General features: G+C 51.6%; 16 protein-coding genes and 1 riboswitch. Of the genes, 2 read left to right on the top strand and 14 right to left on the bottom strand.

Annotated elements, in window-relative coordinates; genetic code table 11:
- Nucleotides 1-181, top strand: a 181-nt coding sequence (locus OEV59_09525) for a hypothetical protein (GenBank protein MDH4227967.1), incomplete at its 5' end; no start/stop codon positions are given.
- A gap of 107 nt (nucleotides 182-288) precedes the next feature.
- Here OEV59_09525 and OEV59_09520 read toward each other — a convergent pair.
- From OEV59_09520 to OEV59_09455, 14 genes are all read right to left on the bottom strand, one after another.
- Nucleotides 289-756, bottom strand: a complete 468-nt coding sequence (locus OEV59_09520; GenBank protein ID MDH4227966.1) for a sel1 repeat family protein — start codon at nucleotides 754-756, stop codon at nucleotides 289-291.
- An 86-nt stretch (nucleotides 757-842) separates the two neighbouring features.
- Nucleotides 843-1250 carry a hypothetical protein gene (locus OEV59_09515; GenBank protein ID MDH4227965.1) on the bottom strand — a complete coding sequence of 136 codons (408 nt, stop codon included), beginning with the start codon at nucleotides 1248-1250 and terminating at the stop codon, nucleotides 843-845.
- Between the two features lie 21 nt (nucleotides 1251-1271).
- Nucleotides 1272-1832, bottom strand: coding sequence for a hypothetical protein (locus tag OEV59_09510; GenBank protein MDH4227964.1), 561 nt, complete (start codon nucleotides 1830-1832; stop codon nucleotides 1272-1274).
- Between the two features lie 146 nt (nucleotides 1833-1978).
- Nucleotides 1979-2302 (bottom strand): hypothetical protein, encoded by a 324-nt coding sequence (locus tag OEV59_09505; GenBank protein ID MDH4227963.1) that lies wholly within the window; start codon nucleotides 2300-2302, stop codon nucleotides 1979-1981.
- Nucleotides 2287-2793 (bottom strand): 2-amino-4-hydroxy-6-hydroxymethyldihydropteridine diphosphokinase, encoded by a 507-nt coding sequence (folK, locus tag OEV59_09500; GenBank protein MDH4227962.1) that lies wholly within the window; start codon nucleotides 2791-2793, stop codon nucleotides 2287-2289. Before folK ends, OEV59_09505 begins: the two co-directional genes overlap by 16 nt.
- Nucleotides 2794-2808: 15 nt before the next feature.
- Nucleotides 2809-4044 (bottom strand): LL-diaminopimelate aminotransferase, encoded by a 1236-nt coding sequence (locus tag OEV59_09495; GenBank protein MDH4227961.1) that lies wholly within the window; start codon nucleotides 4042-4044, stop codon nucleotides 2809-2811.
- A 25-nt stretch (nucleotides 4045-4069) separates the two neighbouring features.
- A complete protein-coding gene (locus OEV59_09490) occupies nucleotides 4070-4870 on the bottom strand; it encodes a fumarylacetoacetate hydrolase family protein (protein ID MDH4227960.1) in 801 nt (266 codons plus the stop codon).
- Nucleotides 4867-6078 (bottom strand): argininosuccinate synthase, encoded by a 1212-nt coding sequence (locus tag OEV59_09485; GenBank protein MDH4227959.1) that lies wholly within the window; start codon nucleotides 6076-6078, stop codon nucleotides 4867-4869. The genes OEV59_09490 and OEV59_09485 overlap by 4 nt, the downstream gene beginning before the upstream one ends.
- A gap of 71 nt (nucleotides 6079-6149) precedes the next feature.
- The gene (gene argF, locus OEV59_09480) at nucleotides 6150-7067 is read right to left on the bottom strand and encodes an ornithine carbamoyltransferase (protein MDH4227958.1); all 918 of its coding nucleotides are present in this window, start codon (nucleotides 7065-7067) and stop codon (nucleotides 6150-6152) included.
- 201 nt (nucleotides 7068-7268) lie between these two features.
- Nucleotides 7269-7874, bottom strand: a complete 606-nt coding sequence (locus OEV59_09475) for an SPOR domain-containing protein (GenBank protein ID MDH4227957.1) — start codon at nucleotides 7872-7874, stop codon at nucleotides 7269-7271.
- A gap of 140 nt (nucleotides 7875-8014) precedes the next feature.
- Nucleotides 8015-10726 (bottom strand): CoA-binding protein, encoded by a 2712-nt coding sequence (locus tag OEV59_09470; protein MDH4227956.1) that lies wholly within the window; start codon nucleotides 10724-10726, stop codon nucleotides 8015-8017.
- A gap of 22 nt (nucleotides 10727-10748) precedes the next feature.
- Nucleotides 10749-12035: a carboxylate--amine ligase gene (locus tag OEV59_09465; GenBank protein ID MDH4227955.1), complete on the bottom strand. Its 1287-nt coding sequence runs from the start codon at nucleotides 12033-12035 to the stop codon at nucleotides 10749-10751.
- Between the two features lie 85 nt (nucleotides 12036-12120).
- Nucleotides 12121-14340 carry an NADP-dependent isocitrate dehydrogenase gene (locus OEV59_09460; GenBank protein ID MDH4227954.1) on the bottom strand — a complete coding sequence of 740 codons (2220 nt, stop codon included), beginning with the start codon at nucleotides 14338-14340 and terminating at the stop codon, nucleotides 12121-12123.
- Nucleotides 14341-14786: 446 nt separating this feature from the next.
- Nucleotides 14787-14876: riboswitch (ZMP/ZTP riboswitch) on the bottom strand.
- Nucleotides 14877-15061: 185 nt separating this feature from the next.
- On the bottom strand, nucleotides 15062-15571 hold the full coding sequence (locus OEV59_09455) for a hypothetical protein (protein ID MDH4227953.1): 510 nt from the start codon (nucleotides 15569-15571) through the stop codon (nucleotides 15062-15064).
- A gap of 255 nt (nucleotides 15572-15826) precedes the next feature.
- Between OEV59_09455 and OEV59_09450 the strand changes: the two genes are divergently transcribed.
- A complete protein-coding gene (locus tag OEV59_09450; GenBank protein ID MDH4227952.1) occupies nucleotides 15827-17413 on the top strand; it encodes a DEAD/DEAH box helicase in 1587 nt (528 codons plus the stop codon).
- Nucleotides 17414-17694 lie beyond the last annotated feature (281 nt).

Genomic DNA, 17694 nt, shown 5'->3' with positions numbered 1-17694 from the left:
GATACTCGAAAAGCACAACATAAAGCCCAAGGTCATGTTTTACGGCATAGAGGACATAGCGACGAAAAATATCTTCTGGAGGATGTTCTCGCTTCTAAGAAAGGTCTCGCCGAACTTCGTGCAGTTCTATAACCTTCCGGCAAGTAAGCTCCACGGGATAACCACAAGGGTGGAGATGTAGGAATGACCGCAAAACAAATTATCAGTCTTCCATTATCAGGATTTTTCTGCCGGTTCGGGTTGCAAACTTGAACCGGCGAAAAGGGCGCTTGACTGCCAAGACGGTATCTATACGGCTTTTTTCAAAGTTCCCAATATTGCCACAGCTTCTTCTTTGTCATACTCGGAAATATACTTAGACTTTATGGCTATCTTCAGGTATTTCTTTGCTTTCCCTATATTACTCTTATTCCTAACATGTAAATATATCTTCGCCAGCTCCAATGCCGCACCTCCATTACGAAGACCAATTGCCTTCTTAAACCAATGCCTCGCTCTTTGAAAGTTAGCAACATTTCTATACATTATTCCTATATTACCTGCTGCAGCCCCATCACCACTTCGCACTGCTTTCTTATACCAAAACATTGCTTTTTTTAAATTTTTCCTCACCCCCTTACCAGCAAGGTAACAATGCCCAAGATTCAGAAAAACTTCCTCATCGCCGGACAGCGCTGCTTTTTTAAATATATCAAAAGCAACCCTGGGCTTACCTGCATCCCATGCTTTGCACCCTCTTTCAATAGCGGTTAACATCACAATTCCTTCTAAAAGTCATAATTAGATTTATCATGGTATTGCCAAATTGGCCGGTATGGTTGGCCAAAGAGACGGTAACGGCCTTACGCCGCTTTCTTTTTTCCTATAAAATGCAAATTCAGCCAGATAGAAAGTATTGTCACGAGCAGATGCGCCGCGCCAAGCACCATCGCTATATTTTCAAAGGTATGGTGCAGAGCAGCATACAGCAATAACACACCGCTTACAAATCCCTGCGCCGCAAGGCGCAGGCTAAACGCTTCTCTATATTGCCCTGCGATAGAAGTCGCCATCAATACAAAATATGGAATAAACGTATACGACAAATTGTGCGGCAAAAAATGTTCGTACCACGCCATGCCGGGCGGAACAGAAAAAAACATTCCTAAAGCCAGATATCCGCTAAGCAGCAAAAAACCTGCATAAATAAAAACAGCAAAGCCGCCTAAAATCGTCCACACGCTGCCATTATTTGCTGTCGTCGTTGTCATAATTATCCCGCAAAAAACACCCTATGCTGGCTTGGAAACGCCCCAAAATCTTGGGTCTTTCTCCAACAACTTCCATGTTTCTTTCATGTTCTTCCTAAGGGCACGAATCTCTTCACCGGTAAAAACCGCATCGTAGTGTTTGCCTTCCGGAGTTATTGCTGGCAAATTTATACCGTAAAAAAATTTCTGATAAACCCTTCCAGGCACATTCGTCCACAATTTGCTGCCTTCCCTTTTATTCCTAAAAAACGTCCACATTACATCCTCGATAAAATTCCAACCATCAATAATCACGTCGCATACCTTGACAGGAACGACCTTGCCGCTTTTAAGTGTACTCAATCCACTCCAAAACCTGTCAAAATTATAGACGCCCTCGCCTTCCCATAAAACTTTTCCAAAACTTTTACCTAATATTTTCTTTAAATCCTTTCTATTTTTTGCGCAAATCAAATCGCCAAACGAGTCTACCATGAAAACATCGTCTTCTCCTGGAACATCGCCCGCGTCTTCATCGGTTACCCAGACAACAATTCGCCGTTTGTTTTTATAGACTATCTTGCAAGGATATAACCTTTTCATAGCTTCGCCCTCGTATTTACAACCCAAACATCCGGCACTGCCTCACACTGCCACACCCCGATTCTACCACAGCACGCCGCAAAAACAAAACCCCCTCTCCCGAAAAGCTGGAGAAGGGGCTCTAATCCGTTTAAGCCGCGCTCAAATCAATACGGGCCGCTGCCCTGGCTGTTTAAGAACATCTGGCGGCAGGCGCCGCCGCAAAAATAGTGGGTCTTTCCTCCGTGCTCTAACTTCATCGCGTTCTCTTCGGAGATGTAGCTCTTGCACATTTCATCGTAGACCATGTCGCTTCTGCCGGCCTTGCTTTCGGCGTAAGACTTTGACGGGGTCGGCGGCTGCGCCGTGCCCTGCGTTGGCTCTGAAGGCTCGATGCGCTGTCCCGCAGGCCTCAACGCCGCCCTCACCGCAATCTTCACGATAAAATAGATCACGCCAAGGAATACGAGTATGCCTAAGAACCTTCCCACTTCTCCTCCATTTTGCTGACATCCTCGGAAGGGAAAAACTCCGCTGCCAGCTCTCCTACTGTCACGCCAAAGACCGGGTGCTCGACCTCCGGCGCGATGTCGTTTAAGGGAATCATCACGAACGGCCTCTCGTGCATATGTATGTGCGGAATCGTAAGCTCCTCGGTCTTGATTACTTCATGGCCGTAGAATATTATATCCAGGTCTATGACACGCGGGCCCCATTTGCCGGTGTGAGTCCTGCCCATCTCCGTCTCGATTAGCTTTAGCATCGTAAGAAGCTTCTCCGGGGCAAGGAAGGTAGCGAGCCTGGCAGCGCAATTCACGAAAGAATCCTGGTCTGTCTTGCCCCACGGCTTTGTCGAATAAAACGGAGATACGGCCTCGACTGTTGCGAACTGGCGCTCCGACAAAAGGGCCAGGGCGCGGCGAATATTCGCAACCTTGTCTCCGGTATTCGAGCCTATCGAGATGTATACCGAGCCGGACATAATCTCCGTTAACGCTTAGAACGCCAGATGAAGGGCGCCAAGGCGCTTACCCATTTCCTCGATGACGCGCGTCTCGTCTTCTTTATCCTTGGCAACGAACGTGGCCGAGAACCTAAGATAACTGCCCACGTCGTCCCACGGCACGGTAGAGATGTGCGCGTTCTTTATGAAGTACTCGGACACTTCCTCAGCCGATTTAAACTGAGTCCCGTTTGCGCCCTTTGGCGCCTTTACATAAAGATAGAACGAGCCTCCGGGCATCTTTGCCTTGAAACCCACGGCATTTAGCGCGTCCACCATAAGGGCAAGACGCCTCTTGTACTTGGCTGTTATCTTATCGGTAAGGTCCGGGTGCTCGAGCGCGTACACGCCCGCCTTCTGTATCGCGATGAACTGCCCTGAATCGTAGTTGTCCTTGACGTTTGCGAATGCGCTTATGACCTTCTTATTTCCGGCAAGGAAGGCAAGCCTCCAGCCCGTCATGTTATAGGCCTTTGAGAAGGAATGGATTTCTATGCCGACATCCTTTGCCCCGGGCACGGTAAGGAAGCTTAGCGGCTTGCCGCTCTCGTAGCTAAGTGCGGCGTAGGCGGCATCCTGCACCACAACGAGGTTATTCGTCTTCGCGAACTCCACAACCTTCTTATAGAAATCCACGGTAGCGGTTGCGCCCGTCGGGTTGTTGGGATAATTGATATAGAGTATCTTCGCCTTTTTTAAATCCTTTTCCTTTATCGCGTCCAGGTCCGGGAGAAATCCGTTTTCTTCCTTAAGAGGAAGCTTAACGGTAGTTCCTCCGTGCCACTCGGCATGGGTTGCAAGCACCGGGTACCCGGGCACTGTCATAAGCACCGCGTCGCCTTTGTTTATGAAGCAGTCAGGAAGCATCGCAAGCGCCGGCTTCGAGCCTATGGAGTGTATGATTTCCGTCTCCGGGTCAAGGCCTGAAACACCGTAGACCTTGTCCATGTACTTTGCAGCAGCAGCCTTAAGCTCCGCTATGCCGTTATCTGAGTATCCCCTGTTCTCCGGCTTGCCGCACTCTATCTTCAGGGCTTCGACTACGACGTCAGCCGCCCTTTCATCGGGCTCTCCAACGCCAAAGTCAAGAAGCTCCTTCGTTGGATTACTTTTTCTTGCCTCGGCCTTTGCCCGCTTTATCTTCTCGAACTTGTATATTTTTGTATCTTTGCCGAAGTTCTCGCCGCCTATGCGCTCGGCAAAGAGTTGCTGGATGTACTCATCTGACATGATTTATATTGAAACCTCCGCTCTTTTATTTTTGTGTTCTTTCAACTACGGTATTCAAAAGAGAGCCTATGCCCTCGACCCGTATCTCTATGGTATTGCCGGGCTTCATCTTGCCGACCCCCGAAGGCGTGCCCGTTGCTATGACGTCGCCCGGGTAAAGCGTCATTACCTTGCTTACGAAACTGAAAAGCTCATACACGCTGAAAATCATGTCGCTTGTGGAGGAATCCTGCCGCTTCTCTCCGTTTAAGTAGCTCTCCACGCGCACGTTCATCGGGTCTTTAAGCTCTGTCTCTATCCACGGCCCTATTGGCGCGAAGGTATCGAACCCCTTGGCACGCGTGTACTGGACGTCTTTACCCTGCAAATCCCTGGCAGTAACGTCGTTTATGCAGGTATAGCCGAGGATATAGTCCCTGGCATCGCCCGCTTCTACGTCCTTTGCCGTCTTCCCGGCAACAATTGCAAGCTCGGCCTCGTAGTCGACGCGTCTGGACATGTGCGAAGGATAGACTATTGCATCCCCAGGGCCTATGACAGAGGTCGACGGCTTTAGAAACATCATGGGCTCGGATGGAAGTTCCTTATTAAACTCTGCAGCGTGCGCCTTGTAATTAAGCCCTATAGCAACAATCTTGGACGGAAGCACGGGGCTAAGGAGCTTAAACGAAGAAAGCTCTCCTGCCTTTTCGCCCTTCTCTGCCTTTATTTCAGTATACGCCTGGCCGCAGCCAAGCACATCGCCGCCCTTTAATTCGTAAACCGTATCGCCCTCGGCCATGCCCGAGCAGGCTCTGCCGTCTTTTTGAAACCTTAAAAGCCTCATTTCTTCCTTTTCGAGGTCATTGCCTTAATCTTTAGCCTAAGAGCGTTTATCTTTATGAACCCCTCGGCGTCCTTCTGGTCGTAAACAGTGTCTTCTTCGAAGGTAGCAAAGTCCGGATGATAGAGCGAGCCCTCGGCCTTTCTCGAAGCTATGGTGATATTACCCTTATAGAGCTTCAGTTTCGCCTCTCCGGTAACTCCCATACACGCCTCATCAACGAGCTTTTGTAGCGCAGTCCTTTCGGGCGAGAACCAGTACCCGTAGTACACGAGTTCGGCATAACGCACTGCGAGAGAATCCCTAAGGTGCATTACCTCTCTGTCCATGGTTATGGACTCAACTGCCCTTCTTGCCGCATGCAGTATAGTGCCACCCGGGGTCTCGTATATGCCTCTGGACTTCATGCCGACATAGCGGCTCTCAACGCAATCTATTCTTCCGATTGCGTTCTTGCCGCCAATCTTATTTAACGTCTCGACAAGGACAGCCGGAGAAAGTTTCTTACCGTTAACGGTTACCGGCACTCCGTCCTTGAATCCTACACTTACGTAAGTCGGCTTATTCGGGGCCTTCTCAGGCGGTACTGTCATTACAAACGTATCTGACGGAGGCTCCTTTGTGAGGTCTTCGAGTATTCCGCCCTCGAAGCTTATGTGATAGAGGTTTCTATCTGTGCTAAAGGGCTTTTTCTTCGTGGCAGTGACCGGGATGCCGTGTTTCTCGGCATAGTCTATCAAATCGGTCCTGCCCTTCATGTCCCACTCTCTCCACGGCGCGATTATCTTTATGTGCGGGTTTATGGCATAGCAGGTAAGCTCGAACCTTACCTGGTCGTTGCCTTTTCCGGTTGCGCCGTGAGATACGGCATCGGCTCCGACTGCCCTGGCTACATCCATCTGCGCCTTTGCGATTATCGGCCTCGCAATCGAGGTGCCCATCAAATACCCGCCCTCGTAATACGCGCCCGAGCGGAGCATCGGGAACACGTAATCTCTGGCGAACTCCTCGCGAAGGTCTTTTATAAAAATCTTCGATGCCCCGGTCTTTATGGCCTTCTTCCTAAGCGGCTTTACCTCGGCTCCCTGCCCTATGTCAGCGACAAAGGCCACTACCTCGCAGCCGTAATTCTCGATAAGCCACTTGATTATTACGGACGTATCCAGCCCGCCCGAATAGGCAAGCACAACGCGTTTTACGCCTTTCTTCATCTCTACCTCTCTCGTTTTTTTAATCCCCGGCGGTAACGGCTGCTCTGGGGCAAATGTAAGTAAACAAAAAACTACGGCTCTATGCCGCCGATTAACCACTCGAGCACGGCCTTCTGAACATGCAACCGGTTCTCGGCCTGGTCCCACACAACCGAATTTGCCCCTTCGATAACACCATCGGATATTTCCTCGCCCCTGTGCGCGGGAAGGCAATGCAGCACAACGGCGTCCTCCTTACAAAGCTTCATGGCCGCCTCGTTCACCTCGAAGCCGGCGAATGCCTTTGCCCGCTTTTCCTTCTCTGTCTCCTGCCCCATGCTCGCCCAGACGTCCGTGTTTATGACATCCGCGTCCTTCATGGCTGCCTCAAAGGAATTGGTAACCTCTATCTTCGAGTCCTTCTTGGCCTTTGCCTTTTTAAGTATTTCCTTATCAGGCTCATATCCCGCGGGGCACGCGACCGTAAGATCCAGAGATAGCTTTGCCGCTGCCTCTATCCAGGAGTTGGCCATATTATTGCCGTCGCCAACCCATACGAACTTAAGCCCCTCGAATCCGCCCTTTTTCTCTATTACCGTCATGATATCGGCAAGCACCTGGCACGGGTGGTGCTTGTCGGTAAGGCCGTTTATAACCGGCACGCTCGAGTACTTGGCAAACTCATCAATTATGGAATGGGCAAAGGTACGCATCATAACGCCGTCTACGTAGCGGCTCATGACCCTGGATGTATCACGAACAGGCTCGCCCCTGCCTATCTGGGAATCTCCATGGCTAAGGAATACGGCATTGCCGCCAAGCTGGTACATGGCAGCCTCAAAGGATACTCTGGTCCTGGTAGAGGGCTTTTCGAATATCATACCAAGGGTCTTACCCTTTAAAGGGGTATGCTCCTCGCCCCTCTTCCTCATGCTCTTTAGCACCAGGGAACGCTCTATAAGTGCCTCGAGCTGGGTCTTCTTCAAATCCGAAATCTTTAATAAGTGCATATAGTTACCTTACTTTCCCCTTCCTCTAAAGCGAAGCAGTCTTTTTAACATATTTCAGGGGCTTTTTCAAGCAAAGGTTTTAAAAAAGCGCGCCAAGACCTCCGCCCCACCACGGCCTTGCCCCTACCCTTGGCACGCAAAAAAACGGGCCGCCCCTTTACGGGCGGCCCGGGTAAACAGCCTGGCACTCAAAAACCGTTCCTATTTAACGTACTTATCGAACTCCGCCTTATCTATCTTGACCATCCAAGGGTCGTCTATGTTCTTATCCTTGCCCTTGAGCTTCTTAGAAGCTGCCTCTGCATCGGCCTTTGAGTCGTAAAATCCCACCCTGACCCTGTACCACTTCGTGCCTTTTACATCAGCGCTCATCTGGTAAACATTAAAACCTGCGTCCCCCAGTTTCTTGGCCAGGTTTTCCGCATCCTGTTTCTTTGGAAGGGACGCAACGTTAACCACCCATGGCTTAAAAGTAACGGCTGCGGCCGTTGGTTGCGGCTTGGGCGCAGGCGCTACAGTGGCCGCCACCTGGGGCTTTGCCGTAGCAGCCGGGGCAGGAGCTGTTGCCGCAGGGGCCGCAGGAGGCGCGGTCGCAGCAGGAGCGCCGGGCGTGGTCACGGCCTGAGGCACGGTCGTTATAGGCACCGGAACACCTTCCGGCTGTTTTGCTCCAAGCGCGATGGTCTTTGTTATTACCTTCTCGGTCTGTTCCTCTTCTTCGGCAGGGGCCATGAAGTTTAAATAATAATACGCCCCGCCTGCGCCGAGCAGCACCAGTACAAGGACTACAATAAGTACTTTTTTCACAAAACACCTCCGGTTTAGACACACTGCTTACTGAAAATAAAATATATCAATTACCCGCACTTGTCAAACAAAAACCCCGCGCCTAAATAACGGCAGCGCAGGGTTTTCAAAAAACAGGTAACGCTTGAACGCGCCGCCCTTTATCTCACGTACATGCACTTACTTGCGGCAGTCCTCGTATCCATGTTGCGGCCGCGGTTCGTATGGTCGTCTATCTCGGCTGCGGAGCCTATCATACGGCCAAAGAGGAAGGTCGTAAATGCCGCGTTCTCTATCTCGGCGTCGGCAATGCTGCCTTCCACAAACGGCTTCCATACAATCTTTAAGAGTATCACCGCGATTACCGCGTCCACGTTCACGCAGTAGACGTTCTTCGTTACCTTGCTTTCGAAGAGCGAGGCAACGAGGTTCTGGTAGAAATCGTGGAACACATTATATATGCCCTTTTCCTCGAAGAGAGAGGCAACGAACCTTTCCCTCGGATCATAGTTAACGGGCTTGCCCTTGAATACCGGGTGGTTGATGCACGGTATCTTCTTGTACTCGAGGTTGCCGATTGCCTTCTGGACGTTCTTATAGTCGTTATACTCTCTTGCGTACTTCTCGGCTATGGCCTTTAGGTCTATGCCGTGTTTCTTACTACCCGGGTCCTTAAGCCCCGATCCCTTGAACTGCTCTATCAGGAACTCGATAGCCTCGTAGCCATTTCCGCCGTGGGCAAAGCCCGTGTGCGTAAGGAATCCGATGAAGCCCTTGTTTATCTGTACTCTGGAAGTATCCTCCGGGCCATCCGAACTTACAGCGCCCTTTGCGCCCTGGCCCGATATCGTGCCCGGGCCGTTCGAGATAATGAGACCAAGAAGCATGGAGAACTCAAAGAGCTCGTCCTTGGTCGGCTTTCTGCCAATGAGAGCAAGGAACGCCGTCTCCGTAAAGGAACAGCCGCCAACGAGTTCGTCGTTCTTTACGCCGACAAAAGAATCCTTGGTCTGCTTTGCTGCCGAAGCGGTTAGTCCAACGAATGCCGAAAGCACGCGCGAGTACCACGGAAGCGCGAGTATCGTTGCCTTGGCCATGTCCCTTGTCATGAGGGCTTCCCAGCCAAGGGTCGTCCATATGGCCGAGAGAAGCGCCTCTGCAGACGGGCTGCCGCCTGCGGCCTCTTTCGTAAACTCGACAAACACGGACTTCTTCTTAAGCTTATCAAGGGCCTTAAGCATCAAAGCCGCGCGCTCGTCCTTTTTGTCTCCTGTAAAGGCCTTTTTATCTTCGGCCTTAAGCGCGGAAAGCTGCTTCTTAAAATCGAACTTATCGGTTGGGCTCTTAAAACCCGAGTGCTCGAATGCGTCAACAAGTATCCTCGATACTTCAAGCGCGTTCTTTACCCTGCCTTTGCCCATCACGGCAATGCCTGAGCTAAGAGCCGTATTGGGCGAGCTCTCCGCCTCCCTTGCCGCCTCAACGGCCGCAAGTGCCGCGTCGCCGTGATGGTTCACGTACGCGTTAAAGGCGATGTTGGCGATATCCGCGCCGTAGGCGTCCGGATAGCTCTTTATAAGGGAAAGCACCAGGTTCTCCTCGAGAGACTTCTTGGAAGCGTCAAGTATTGAGACGTTGTATATCTTCGTTACCTGCGTTTGCGGGTCCATCATCGAAGCGCCGCTCGTATCCTTCATGGCCTGCCTCGGGTACTGGGCTCCTACCTGCTTCTCTATTACCGCTATCTGCTCATCGTACGGACTAACTGCCTTCACTGCCTCGACGTCGAGGTCTTTGGGAAGCTTTACGCCGGAGTTGCTCGCAAACCAGCACTTAAGCGAAAGGTCTCCCTTTGGCTCGAAGTCAGGCTTTACGCCGTTTAGCTCCATGACCTTGGTAAGCGCCTCGGGGATGTAAGCGATGTTCGTGACAACCGCGCCCTTCTTCGAAACAACGGGGTTATCGGGCGTGTACACCGACTTAACGCCAAAGTAATCCATGAACCACTTTTCCTTTGCAGCAGCGTCGTCTCCGCTTCCTGCAAGGCTTCCGGCGTGTCCGCAGGCCTTGGTAAGCTTTGCCTTCCACCTGCCGACAACGCAGGCAACAGTCGGCTTCGTGATATTCAAGCCGTGCTCGTAGTAACCGCCCGGCTCCGAGTATATGACAGCTCCCTTGCTCCTCGAGTCGTTATCAAGGGCATGGAAGAACTCGGCAGGGGCGTAGTGTATGTATACGTCCTTGCCGCTCGATACGCTTGTCGTAGTACCCCACCCGTTGGTAAGAAGGTACACGGCGATTGTGGTGGTGAAGTTTCCGGAATTCGAGAAAAGCGCTATCGAGCCCTTTACAAGGGACTCTTCCGGCTTATTGCCGCCAAGAGCGCCGCCAATCCTTACCTTGTTCCATGCGTCCGCTACTCCGAGACAATTTGCACCGAACACGTCTACACCGTTTACCTGGCATATTGCGCGTATGGTCCTCGAATCCGCCGCAGATACTTTTTCCGTAAGTATGATGACCTTCTTTAAGTCCGGGTTCGCGTGCACGGCCTCGGATACGCCGTCCTTTACGCCGGAAGGCGGAAGGTATATGACAGCGGTGTTGAACTTATGGCCTGCGGCAATGCCCTCTTTTATTGAGCTGTACACGGGAATGTTGCCGAGCTTGGTTTCCAGCACCTGCCCTGTCCTTCCGGGGCTCGTGCCGAATGCGATGTTGCCGCCCGAGTACACGTGGCTTACCGGGGTAACCCCTCTACTCTCGGTGCCGAGAATATTGAGAACGCATACCCTGTCATCTTTAGTGGCTATATCGGCAAGGGAGTTTACGCCGACGTAGTAACCGAATTTTTTTACGCCCTGTTTATGCATGTTGGTTCGCTCCTCGAATATTTTATGCCGACGCCTTCTCTGCGGCGCCAAGCTTCTCGGCAATCTGCTTCCTGCCTTCCTTCTCCATCCACCTGTCTATGTACATGGCATAGTTAACGACCTCGCTCATGGCGCTGTCGTGGCCGAATATCCTGTACGGAAGCTTCAATTGGTCAAGGGTGTCCTTCATGTACGCCATGCCGCGTATCAGGTTAGGGCCGCCTCTGCCTATAACGACGAAGAGCGGTGTCGGCCCGTAGTTTTGGAAGTGCGACCGAAGCGCGTCCGCCATGGCGCGGAAGGTCTCGTAGATGTCGGTGTTGTTGGCCTTGCCGCCGATTATAAAGAGCACATTGGACTGCTTTAGCCAGTACTTATAGACTATCCTCGATATGTCGAACATCTTCTCGTAGGGCGGGTTGCCGCCAAAGTCCGAGGAAATGGTGGCGCGGTCGCCAAGAAGCTCGGTTACGAGCGCGTTTGCTCCGCCGCCAAATGTCGGCGATGTAATAGTGCCCTCGGGGTTGATAACGAACACGTCACTTTGGCCCTGATAGGTCCTAAGCTGGTTAATCTCCTGCTCGAACTCGGAATAATCGGATGCAAAGATATGGGTCGGAAGATCAAGCTGCTTCCATGCCGGATTGTCTATATCGAATGAGCCCTTAAAGTCGCAGGCAACGGGGGTAAGGCGTCCCTTTGCCGCAGTGGACATCCTTATTGGGTTAAGCTCGAGCATGCTCATGCCGTAATTTGCATAAAGCGTCCAGAGCTTGGGTAGATGCTGCACGAGCGGGCTGATGATTTCAGAGGGCGCGCCGAGCTCTTCAAGTGCGTTCGCAACGTGGTAGCTCTTTAGCCCGGTTAGCGGGTCGAACGGAATGACCTTGATCTTATCTGCCGGAAGCTCTTCTATATCAACGCCGCCGTGGTGCGTGATGGTCATTATCGGCGCCCTAAACTGCGTTGAATCGGTAATTGAGAAATAAACTTCGTGGTTCGCCGGAACCCCTCCCTCGAAGGTCACGCCGTCGGCCTTGTTAACGGAGTTGCCAAACTTGTGCTCGACAAAGTAGAGCCTTTCTTTGTGGTGCAGGGCCTCGTTTATATCCTTTGCGCGGCCTATCAACCCGGCCTTGCCCTTCTTGCCAACGCCGCCCTTGAACACCGGCTTTATGAACACCTGTCCGCACTTTGCGATAAGGCCCTTAATGTCGTCTACACTTGCCTCGGGGCCAAGCACCTCGGCATGGGGGAATTCGACCTTTTTCAGGAGCTTTTGCCCCCAGAGAAGTCCCGTAAGCTGCATTTTTGAGTACCTCCGGTATCTTTCTTTTAAATTAAGTTATAATGTCTGCGGCGCGCCTACAAGGCGCGCCGCAGACAAAACATCATTACAGCGCTGCCAGAGCGTCGTTAAAGGTCTTGCTCGGCCTCATGGCCTTCGTAGCCTTATCGAAGTCCGGACGGTAGTAGCCGCCGATGTCCTGGGGCTTACCCTGCGCGTCGATGAGTTCCTTCATTATCTTCGCCTCGTTCGCAGTGAGAACCTTGGCAAGGGGCTCGAACTTCTTTTTGAGCTCCTTATCGTCATTCTGCTCGGCAAGGGCCTCAGCCCAGTACATCGCCAGATAGAAGTGGCTTCCGCGGTTGTCTATCTCGCCGACCTTACGCGCGGGGGACCTGTTAAAGTCGAGGATTTTGCCGTTTGCCCTGTCGAGCGTATCGGCAAGGACCTGCGCCCTCTTGTCCTTGAATACCGCTGCCATATGCTCAAGGGAGACCGCAAGGGCGAGAAACTCTCCAAGCGAATCCCACCTAAGATATCCTTCTTCCTCGAACTGCTGCACGTGCTTAGGAGCTGAGCCGCCGGCACCGGTCTCAAAGAGGCCGCCGCCGTTCATAAGCGGAACTATCGAGAGCATCTTTGCGCTCGTGCCGAGTTCAAGTATCGGGAAGAGGTCGGTAAGGTAATCCCTTAGAACGTTACCCGTAACGGAAATGGTGTCCTTGCCCTGCCTGATGCGCTGAATCGAATAAGTGCATGCATCCACCGGGGCCATTATCTTTATCTCAAGGCCCTTGGTGTCGTGGTTCTTAAGGTACGTATTTACCTTCTCTATGAGCTGCGCATCATGCGCCCTGTTCTTATCGAGCCAGAACACTGCAGGTGAGCCAGTAGCCCTTGCCCTCGTAACAGCGAGCTTTACCCAGTCCTGAATCGGCGCGTCCTTGGTCTGGCAGGAACGGAACACATCGCCTTCCTCGACCCTCTGCTCAAGAAGCGTCTTGCCGGAGTCGTCCACCACGCGTATTACGCCGTTACCAGGGGCCTTGAAGGTCTTATCGTGAGAGCCGTACTCTTCGGCCTTTTGCGCCATGAGACCGACATTTGGAACGCTGCCCATTGTCTTCGGGTCGTATGCGCCGTTCTTTTTGCAATCCTCGATAACAGCCTGGTAAACCCCTGCATAGCTTCTATCCGGGATTACGGCCTTGGTGTCCTTGGTCTTGCCTGCCTTATCCCACATCTTGCCGCCTTCCCTTATCATGGCCGGCATGGATGCGTCTATGATGACGTCGCTTGGCACATGGAGGTTTGTAATACCCTTATCGGAATTGACCATCGCAACCTCAGGGCCCTTTTCAAAGCATGCCTTTATATCGGCCTCGATAGCCGCCTTCTTGTCTGCCGGGAGCTTATCGAGCTTACCGACTAGATCACCAAAACCGTTACTTACGTCAACGCCGATTTCCTTAAGCGCTGCGCCGTGCTTATCAAAGAGGTCCTTGAAGAACACCGTTACGCAGTGGCCAAAGAGAATCGGGTCAGATATCTTCATCATCGTTGCCTTAAGATGGAGCGAGAACAGCACGCCCTGCTTCTTTGCGTCATCTATCTGCTCGGCGTAGAACTTTTTAAGCGCCTTTACGTTCATCACGCTCGAGTCAATGACCTCGCCGGCCTTGTAGGAGACCTTCTCCTTCAAAACGGTGGTCTTGCCGTCCGCGCCAACGTATTCTATCTTGGCGGTGCAAGGCTTATCTACTGTCGTGGACTTCTCGCTGCCGAAGAAGTCGCTGCCGGTCATGCTGGCTACATGCGTCTTCGAATCGTTTGCCCACGCGCCCATCTTGTGCGGGTGCTTCTTTGCGTAGTTCTTTACCGAAAGTGCCGCCCTTCTGTCCGAGTTGCCTTCCCTAAGTACCGGGTTAACAGCGCTTCCAAGGACCTTACCAAACCTTGCCTTAAGCTCCTTCTCGGCATCGTTCTTTGGCTCTTCGGGGTAATCCGGTATCTTATAACCTTTGGACTGGAGCTCCTTTATAGCGGCCTTTAGCTGCGGTATCGAGGCGCTGATGTTCGGGAGCTTTATGATGTTGGCCTCGGGGGTCGTGGCAAGTTCGCCAAGGGCCGTGAGTTCGTCCGGTATCTTCTGCGCTGGCGTGAGGTTATCCGGGAAGTTCGCAATGATTCTTCCGGAAAGGGATATGTCCCTCGGCTCAACCACTATGCCTGCTGCCTGTGTAAATGCGTTTACGATTGGGAGAAGCGAGTACGTGGCAAGGGCCGGCGCCTCGTCTATAACGGTCCAAACTATTTTCTTCGACATACTCTTCCTTTCCGTTGTTTTTTGTGTTGTTGTTTTCGGGGCCGCGGCCTTCTTCACCGGAGCCTTCTTTGCCGCGGCTTTCTTTGCCGGGGCTTTTTTTACGGCTTTTTTAGCCGCCTTTTTCTTTACTACCTTCTTTTTTGCTACTTTCTTCTTTGCAGCCTTTTTTGCGACAGTCTTCTTGGCAGCGGTCTTCTTCTTTGCGCTCTTCTTCTTTGCCATACATGCCTCCAATTTTGACAGTTAGATTACCTTCAAAATCCGCTGCACTGCACAACTAAATAAGACCGGCATTGCATTGCCGCGGCATCGCGATGTGGTTACTGATATATACGGGCGGGAACAAATCCTCTTCGGCTCAGAATCAGGCAGGGATGCTATTTGTTTGCTATCCGCCCTCTGTCCATGTGATTGCCCGCACCCGGCACCAACGCGCCAAGCGGCTAAATCCATGCCCAGACGGTCGGCTCTACTCTATATTTTCCCCCGCTCCACGGCGGTTGTCCGCCTTAATTCCGTCAGTCACGGGAAAATTTTGGAGTAAAATTTATACACTATAACGAAGAGTTTGTCAAGCCGATTGTCGAGTGATTTGGTTATGTATAAAAACAGGCGAAAACAGCAGTAATACGGCAGACACTACGCACACCAAAAATACAACAAATACAACATGTTAGGACCAAAACTTGCGGTCTGCGCCGCGCTATCGCGTAAATACCTGCTACCCGGCTGCAGCGAGACAGACCTTCTCCATATTCACTTCTTTTAGCGGCGTGTAGGAAGGAAACCTTGAGGTAATGGTTGCAGCAACGTCAATATAGTATAAAAGGAGCGTCTTGTGGATTCCAGGGGCAAGTTTGTACATCTTTTTTACCGTCCAGTCCTTATTAAAAAGCAGGTCAGGCGAATATATCTCTATGCCGTACTTGTTCATGTCACCCATGGTCGTCGGCGTGCCGCTGTTGGACTCGGAGACGTAGACCGTCCTGTTGAACTCGGTATCCTTAGAGCTAAACGGCACATCATAGGTCTGACGTTTAAAGCACTCGATAGTGATGCCGGTCCTGTCCTTTACCGATGCGACAAGCAAGTCCCTCGCGTTTGCGCCGTCCGGCACAAGCGCGCCGGGAAGGCTTAAGTCCCGAAACTTCTTGGTCCTCACAAACATTACCCTTGACTCGTCCTGAGGGGACGCGATTATGCAATTCACTATTAGCGACTTTGTGGGCACTTAAAAACCTCCGGTATTGCAACCATCGGCAAACTACCGCAAGAAGTTGAGCCGGCAGAACATACTGATGGTGCTTGGCTTGGGATGAAAAATATCATACCACTGTAGGATTAATAAATTCAAGTTTTTTTCTGCAACAATTAGAACCGGCGGCATAAGAGCACGGCCGGCCCCGAACCATGTTGCTTAAAGGCTATGGTTATGATATCCTGTAAGCTTAAGTAACGTGAGAAAGGATACGCAACAGCGGACATAATGAAAAAAGAAGAAGAAGGCAGCATAAAATTCTCGGATCTCGGGCTCTCGAAGGAACTCCTTGCGGCAGTAACGCGCATGGGCTTCGAGGAACCAACCCCCATACAGGCTCGTACCATACCGCTTCTCTTGAAAGGCAAGGACGTAATAGGCCAGGCGCAGACCGGCACGGGAAAAACAGCCGCATACGGAGTGCCTCTTGTAGAGAAAATCACAACAAACGACTTCACAACCCAGGCCCTTGTCATAACACCGACAAGAGAGCTCGCTCTCCAGGTGGCCGAAGAAATAAACAAGATAGGCGCGATAAAGAAGATAAACGCCGTGCCCATCTACGGCGGCCAGTCCATGGAAAGACAGATACGCGCCCTTAAAAAAGGCGTACAGGTAGTAGTGGGCACGCCGGGAAGGCTCTTGGACCACATCGAGAGAAAAACGCTAAGGCTAAATTCCATACGCACTATCGTGCTCGACGAAGCAGATGAGATGCTCGACATGGGGTTTATCGACGACATAACCATGATACTAAACTCCACCCCCAAGGAGCGCCAAACACTTCTATTCTCGGCAACCATGGCCGCGCCTATACTAAAAATAGCCGAGCGCCACATGAAAAACCCGGAGAAGGTCGTCATATCCAGAGACACCCTCACCGCTCCTAAGATAAGCCAGATATTCTACGAAGTGAGGGCCTCTGAAAAGACCGAGGCGCTAACACGCCTCATAGACGTCGAGGACTCGGACTTATTTCTAGTGTTTTGCCATACGAAGAGGGAAACCGACGAGGTGGCTAACGATTTAAAGCTTCGGGGCTACGACGCCGAGGCCATGCACGGAGACCTTTCGCAGGCGCAAAGAGAAACAGTGCTTAGAAAGTTTCGCGACAGCAAAATCGACGTGCTCGTCGCAACCGACGTCGCTGCCCGTGGCATAGACATCAGCAACATCACGCACGTGATAAACTATAGCATCCCGCAAAACCCCGAGTCCTATATACACAGGATCGGCAGGACCGGAAGGGCCGGAAAGGAAGGGGTTGCAATAACCTTCGTCACCCCGAGAGAGGATAAGCAGCTTCGGCTCGTGCAGGCGGCTGCAAAGACAAAGATACAGCGCAAGGCGCTGCCATCGAATAAGGATATAGAGGAAGCGCGCCTTGGAAGGCTAAAAGAGAAGATCAACGAATTCGTCGCCGACAAGCGCTTTGATTCATACGTGGACAGGATAGAGCGGCTCTCCTCGGACTTCACGCCTGTTGAACTGGCGGCAGCGCTTCTGAAATTCCAGCTCGAAGGCTTTGGCGCCCCTCCTCCCGAGCCTCAGGCAACGCCGCAAAGACAGGGAGCTGCCGAAGGCATGGTAAACCTGTTTATCGCCGCAGGCAAACAGCAGAAACTAAGGCCAGGAGACCTTGTAAAGCTGATCACAAGCAAGGCAGGAATTAGCGGCAAGGCAATCGGCAATATCAAAATCACCGACAAGGTCACCTTCGTCGAGGTAGCGAAAGACTCTGCCGAGGTCGTAATCGACGTCCTCCAGAAGAGCATGATAGGCGGCAGAAAAATCAGCGCCAAACGGGCAAGATAAACACCTCCCTTAAATAACCAACCGCCGCCTTGCAAAGCATCGCAGGGCGGCGGTTTTATTCAAACAATTACGCGCCCTCGCCCCAAACAGATCTTTAAAGAGCATTATCCCTGCAAACAAATAACACCACCGTATCCTGATTTATCACAAAAACAAATTGCTTTAAAATGGCATAAAGAGTAAAATCAGCACATACGCACTTTGTCCTACTAATTACGAAATAACCATGCTGGATATAGCTCACGTCCTCTAACCTCTAAGTAAGGAGTTCACATGAACGG

This window comes from Deltaproteobacteria bacterium (genome assembly GCA_029858205.1).
GTDB lineage: Bacteria > Desulfobacterota > GWC2-55-46 > GWC2-55-46 > DRQE01 > JAOUFM01.
This window is presented reverse-complemented; position numbering and strand designations above follow the sequence as displayed.

Excerpts from the sequence above, each read along its gene's own strand:
- argF (MDH4227958.1), bottom strand. The coding sequence starts at position 7,067 with ATGCACTTATTAAAGATTTCGGATTTGAAGAAGACCCAGCTCGAGGCA.
- OEV59_09510 (MDH4227964.1), bottom strand. The coding sequence starts at position 1,832 with ATGAAAAGGTTATATCCTTGCAAGATAGTCTATAAAAACAAACGGCGA.
- OEV59_09470 (MDH4227956.1), bottom strand. The coding sequence starts at position 10,726 with ATGCATAAACAGGGCGTAAAAAAATTCGGTTACTACGTCGGCGTAAAC.
- OEV59_09465 (MDH4227955.1), bottom strand. The coding sequence starts at position 12,035 with ATGCAGCTTACGGGACTTCTCTGGGGGCAAAAGCTCCTGAAAAAGGTC.
- OEV59_09485 (MDH4227959.1), bottom strand. The coding sequence starts at position 6,078 with ATGAAGAAAGGCGTAAAACGCGTTGTGCTTGCCTATTCGGGCGGGCTG.
- folK (MDH4227962.1), bottom strand. The coding sequence starts at position 2,793 with ATGTCCGGCTCGGTATACATCTCGATAGGCTCGAATACCGGAGACAAG.
- OEV59_09520 (MDH4227966.1), bottom strand. The coding sequence starts at position 756 with ATGTTAACCGCTATTGAAAGAGGGTGCAAAGCATGGGATGCAGGTAAG.
- OEV59_09450 (MDH4227952.1), top strand. The coding sequence starts at position 15,827 with ATGAAAAAAGAAGAAGAAGGCAGCATAAAATTCTCGGATCTCGGGCTC.
- OEV59_09490 (MDH4227960.1), bottom strand. The coding sequence starts at position 4,870 with ATGAGGCTTTTAAGGTTTCAAAAAGACGGCAGAGCCTGCTCGGGCATG.
- OEV59_09460 (MDH4227954.1), bottom strand. The coding sequence starts at position 14,340 with ATGTCGAAGAAAATAGTTTGGACCGTTATAGACGAGGCGCCGGCCCTT.
- OEV59_09495 (MDH4227961.1), bottom strand. The coding sequence starts at position 4,044 with ATGTCAGATGAGTACATCCAGCAACTCTTTGCCGAGCGCATAGGCGGC.
- OEV59_09515 (MDH4227965.1), bottom strand. The coding sequence starts at position 1,250 with ATGACAACGACGACAGCAAATAATGGCAGCGTGTGGACGATTTTAGGC.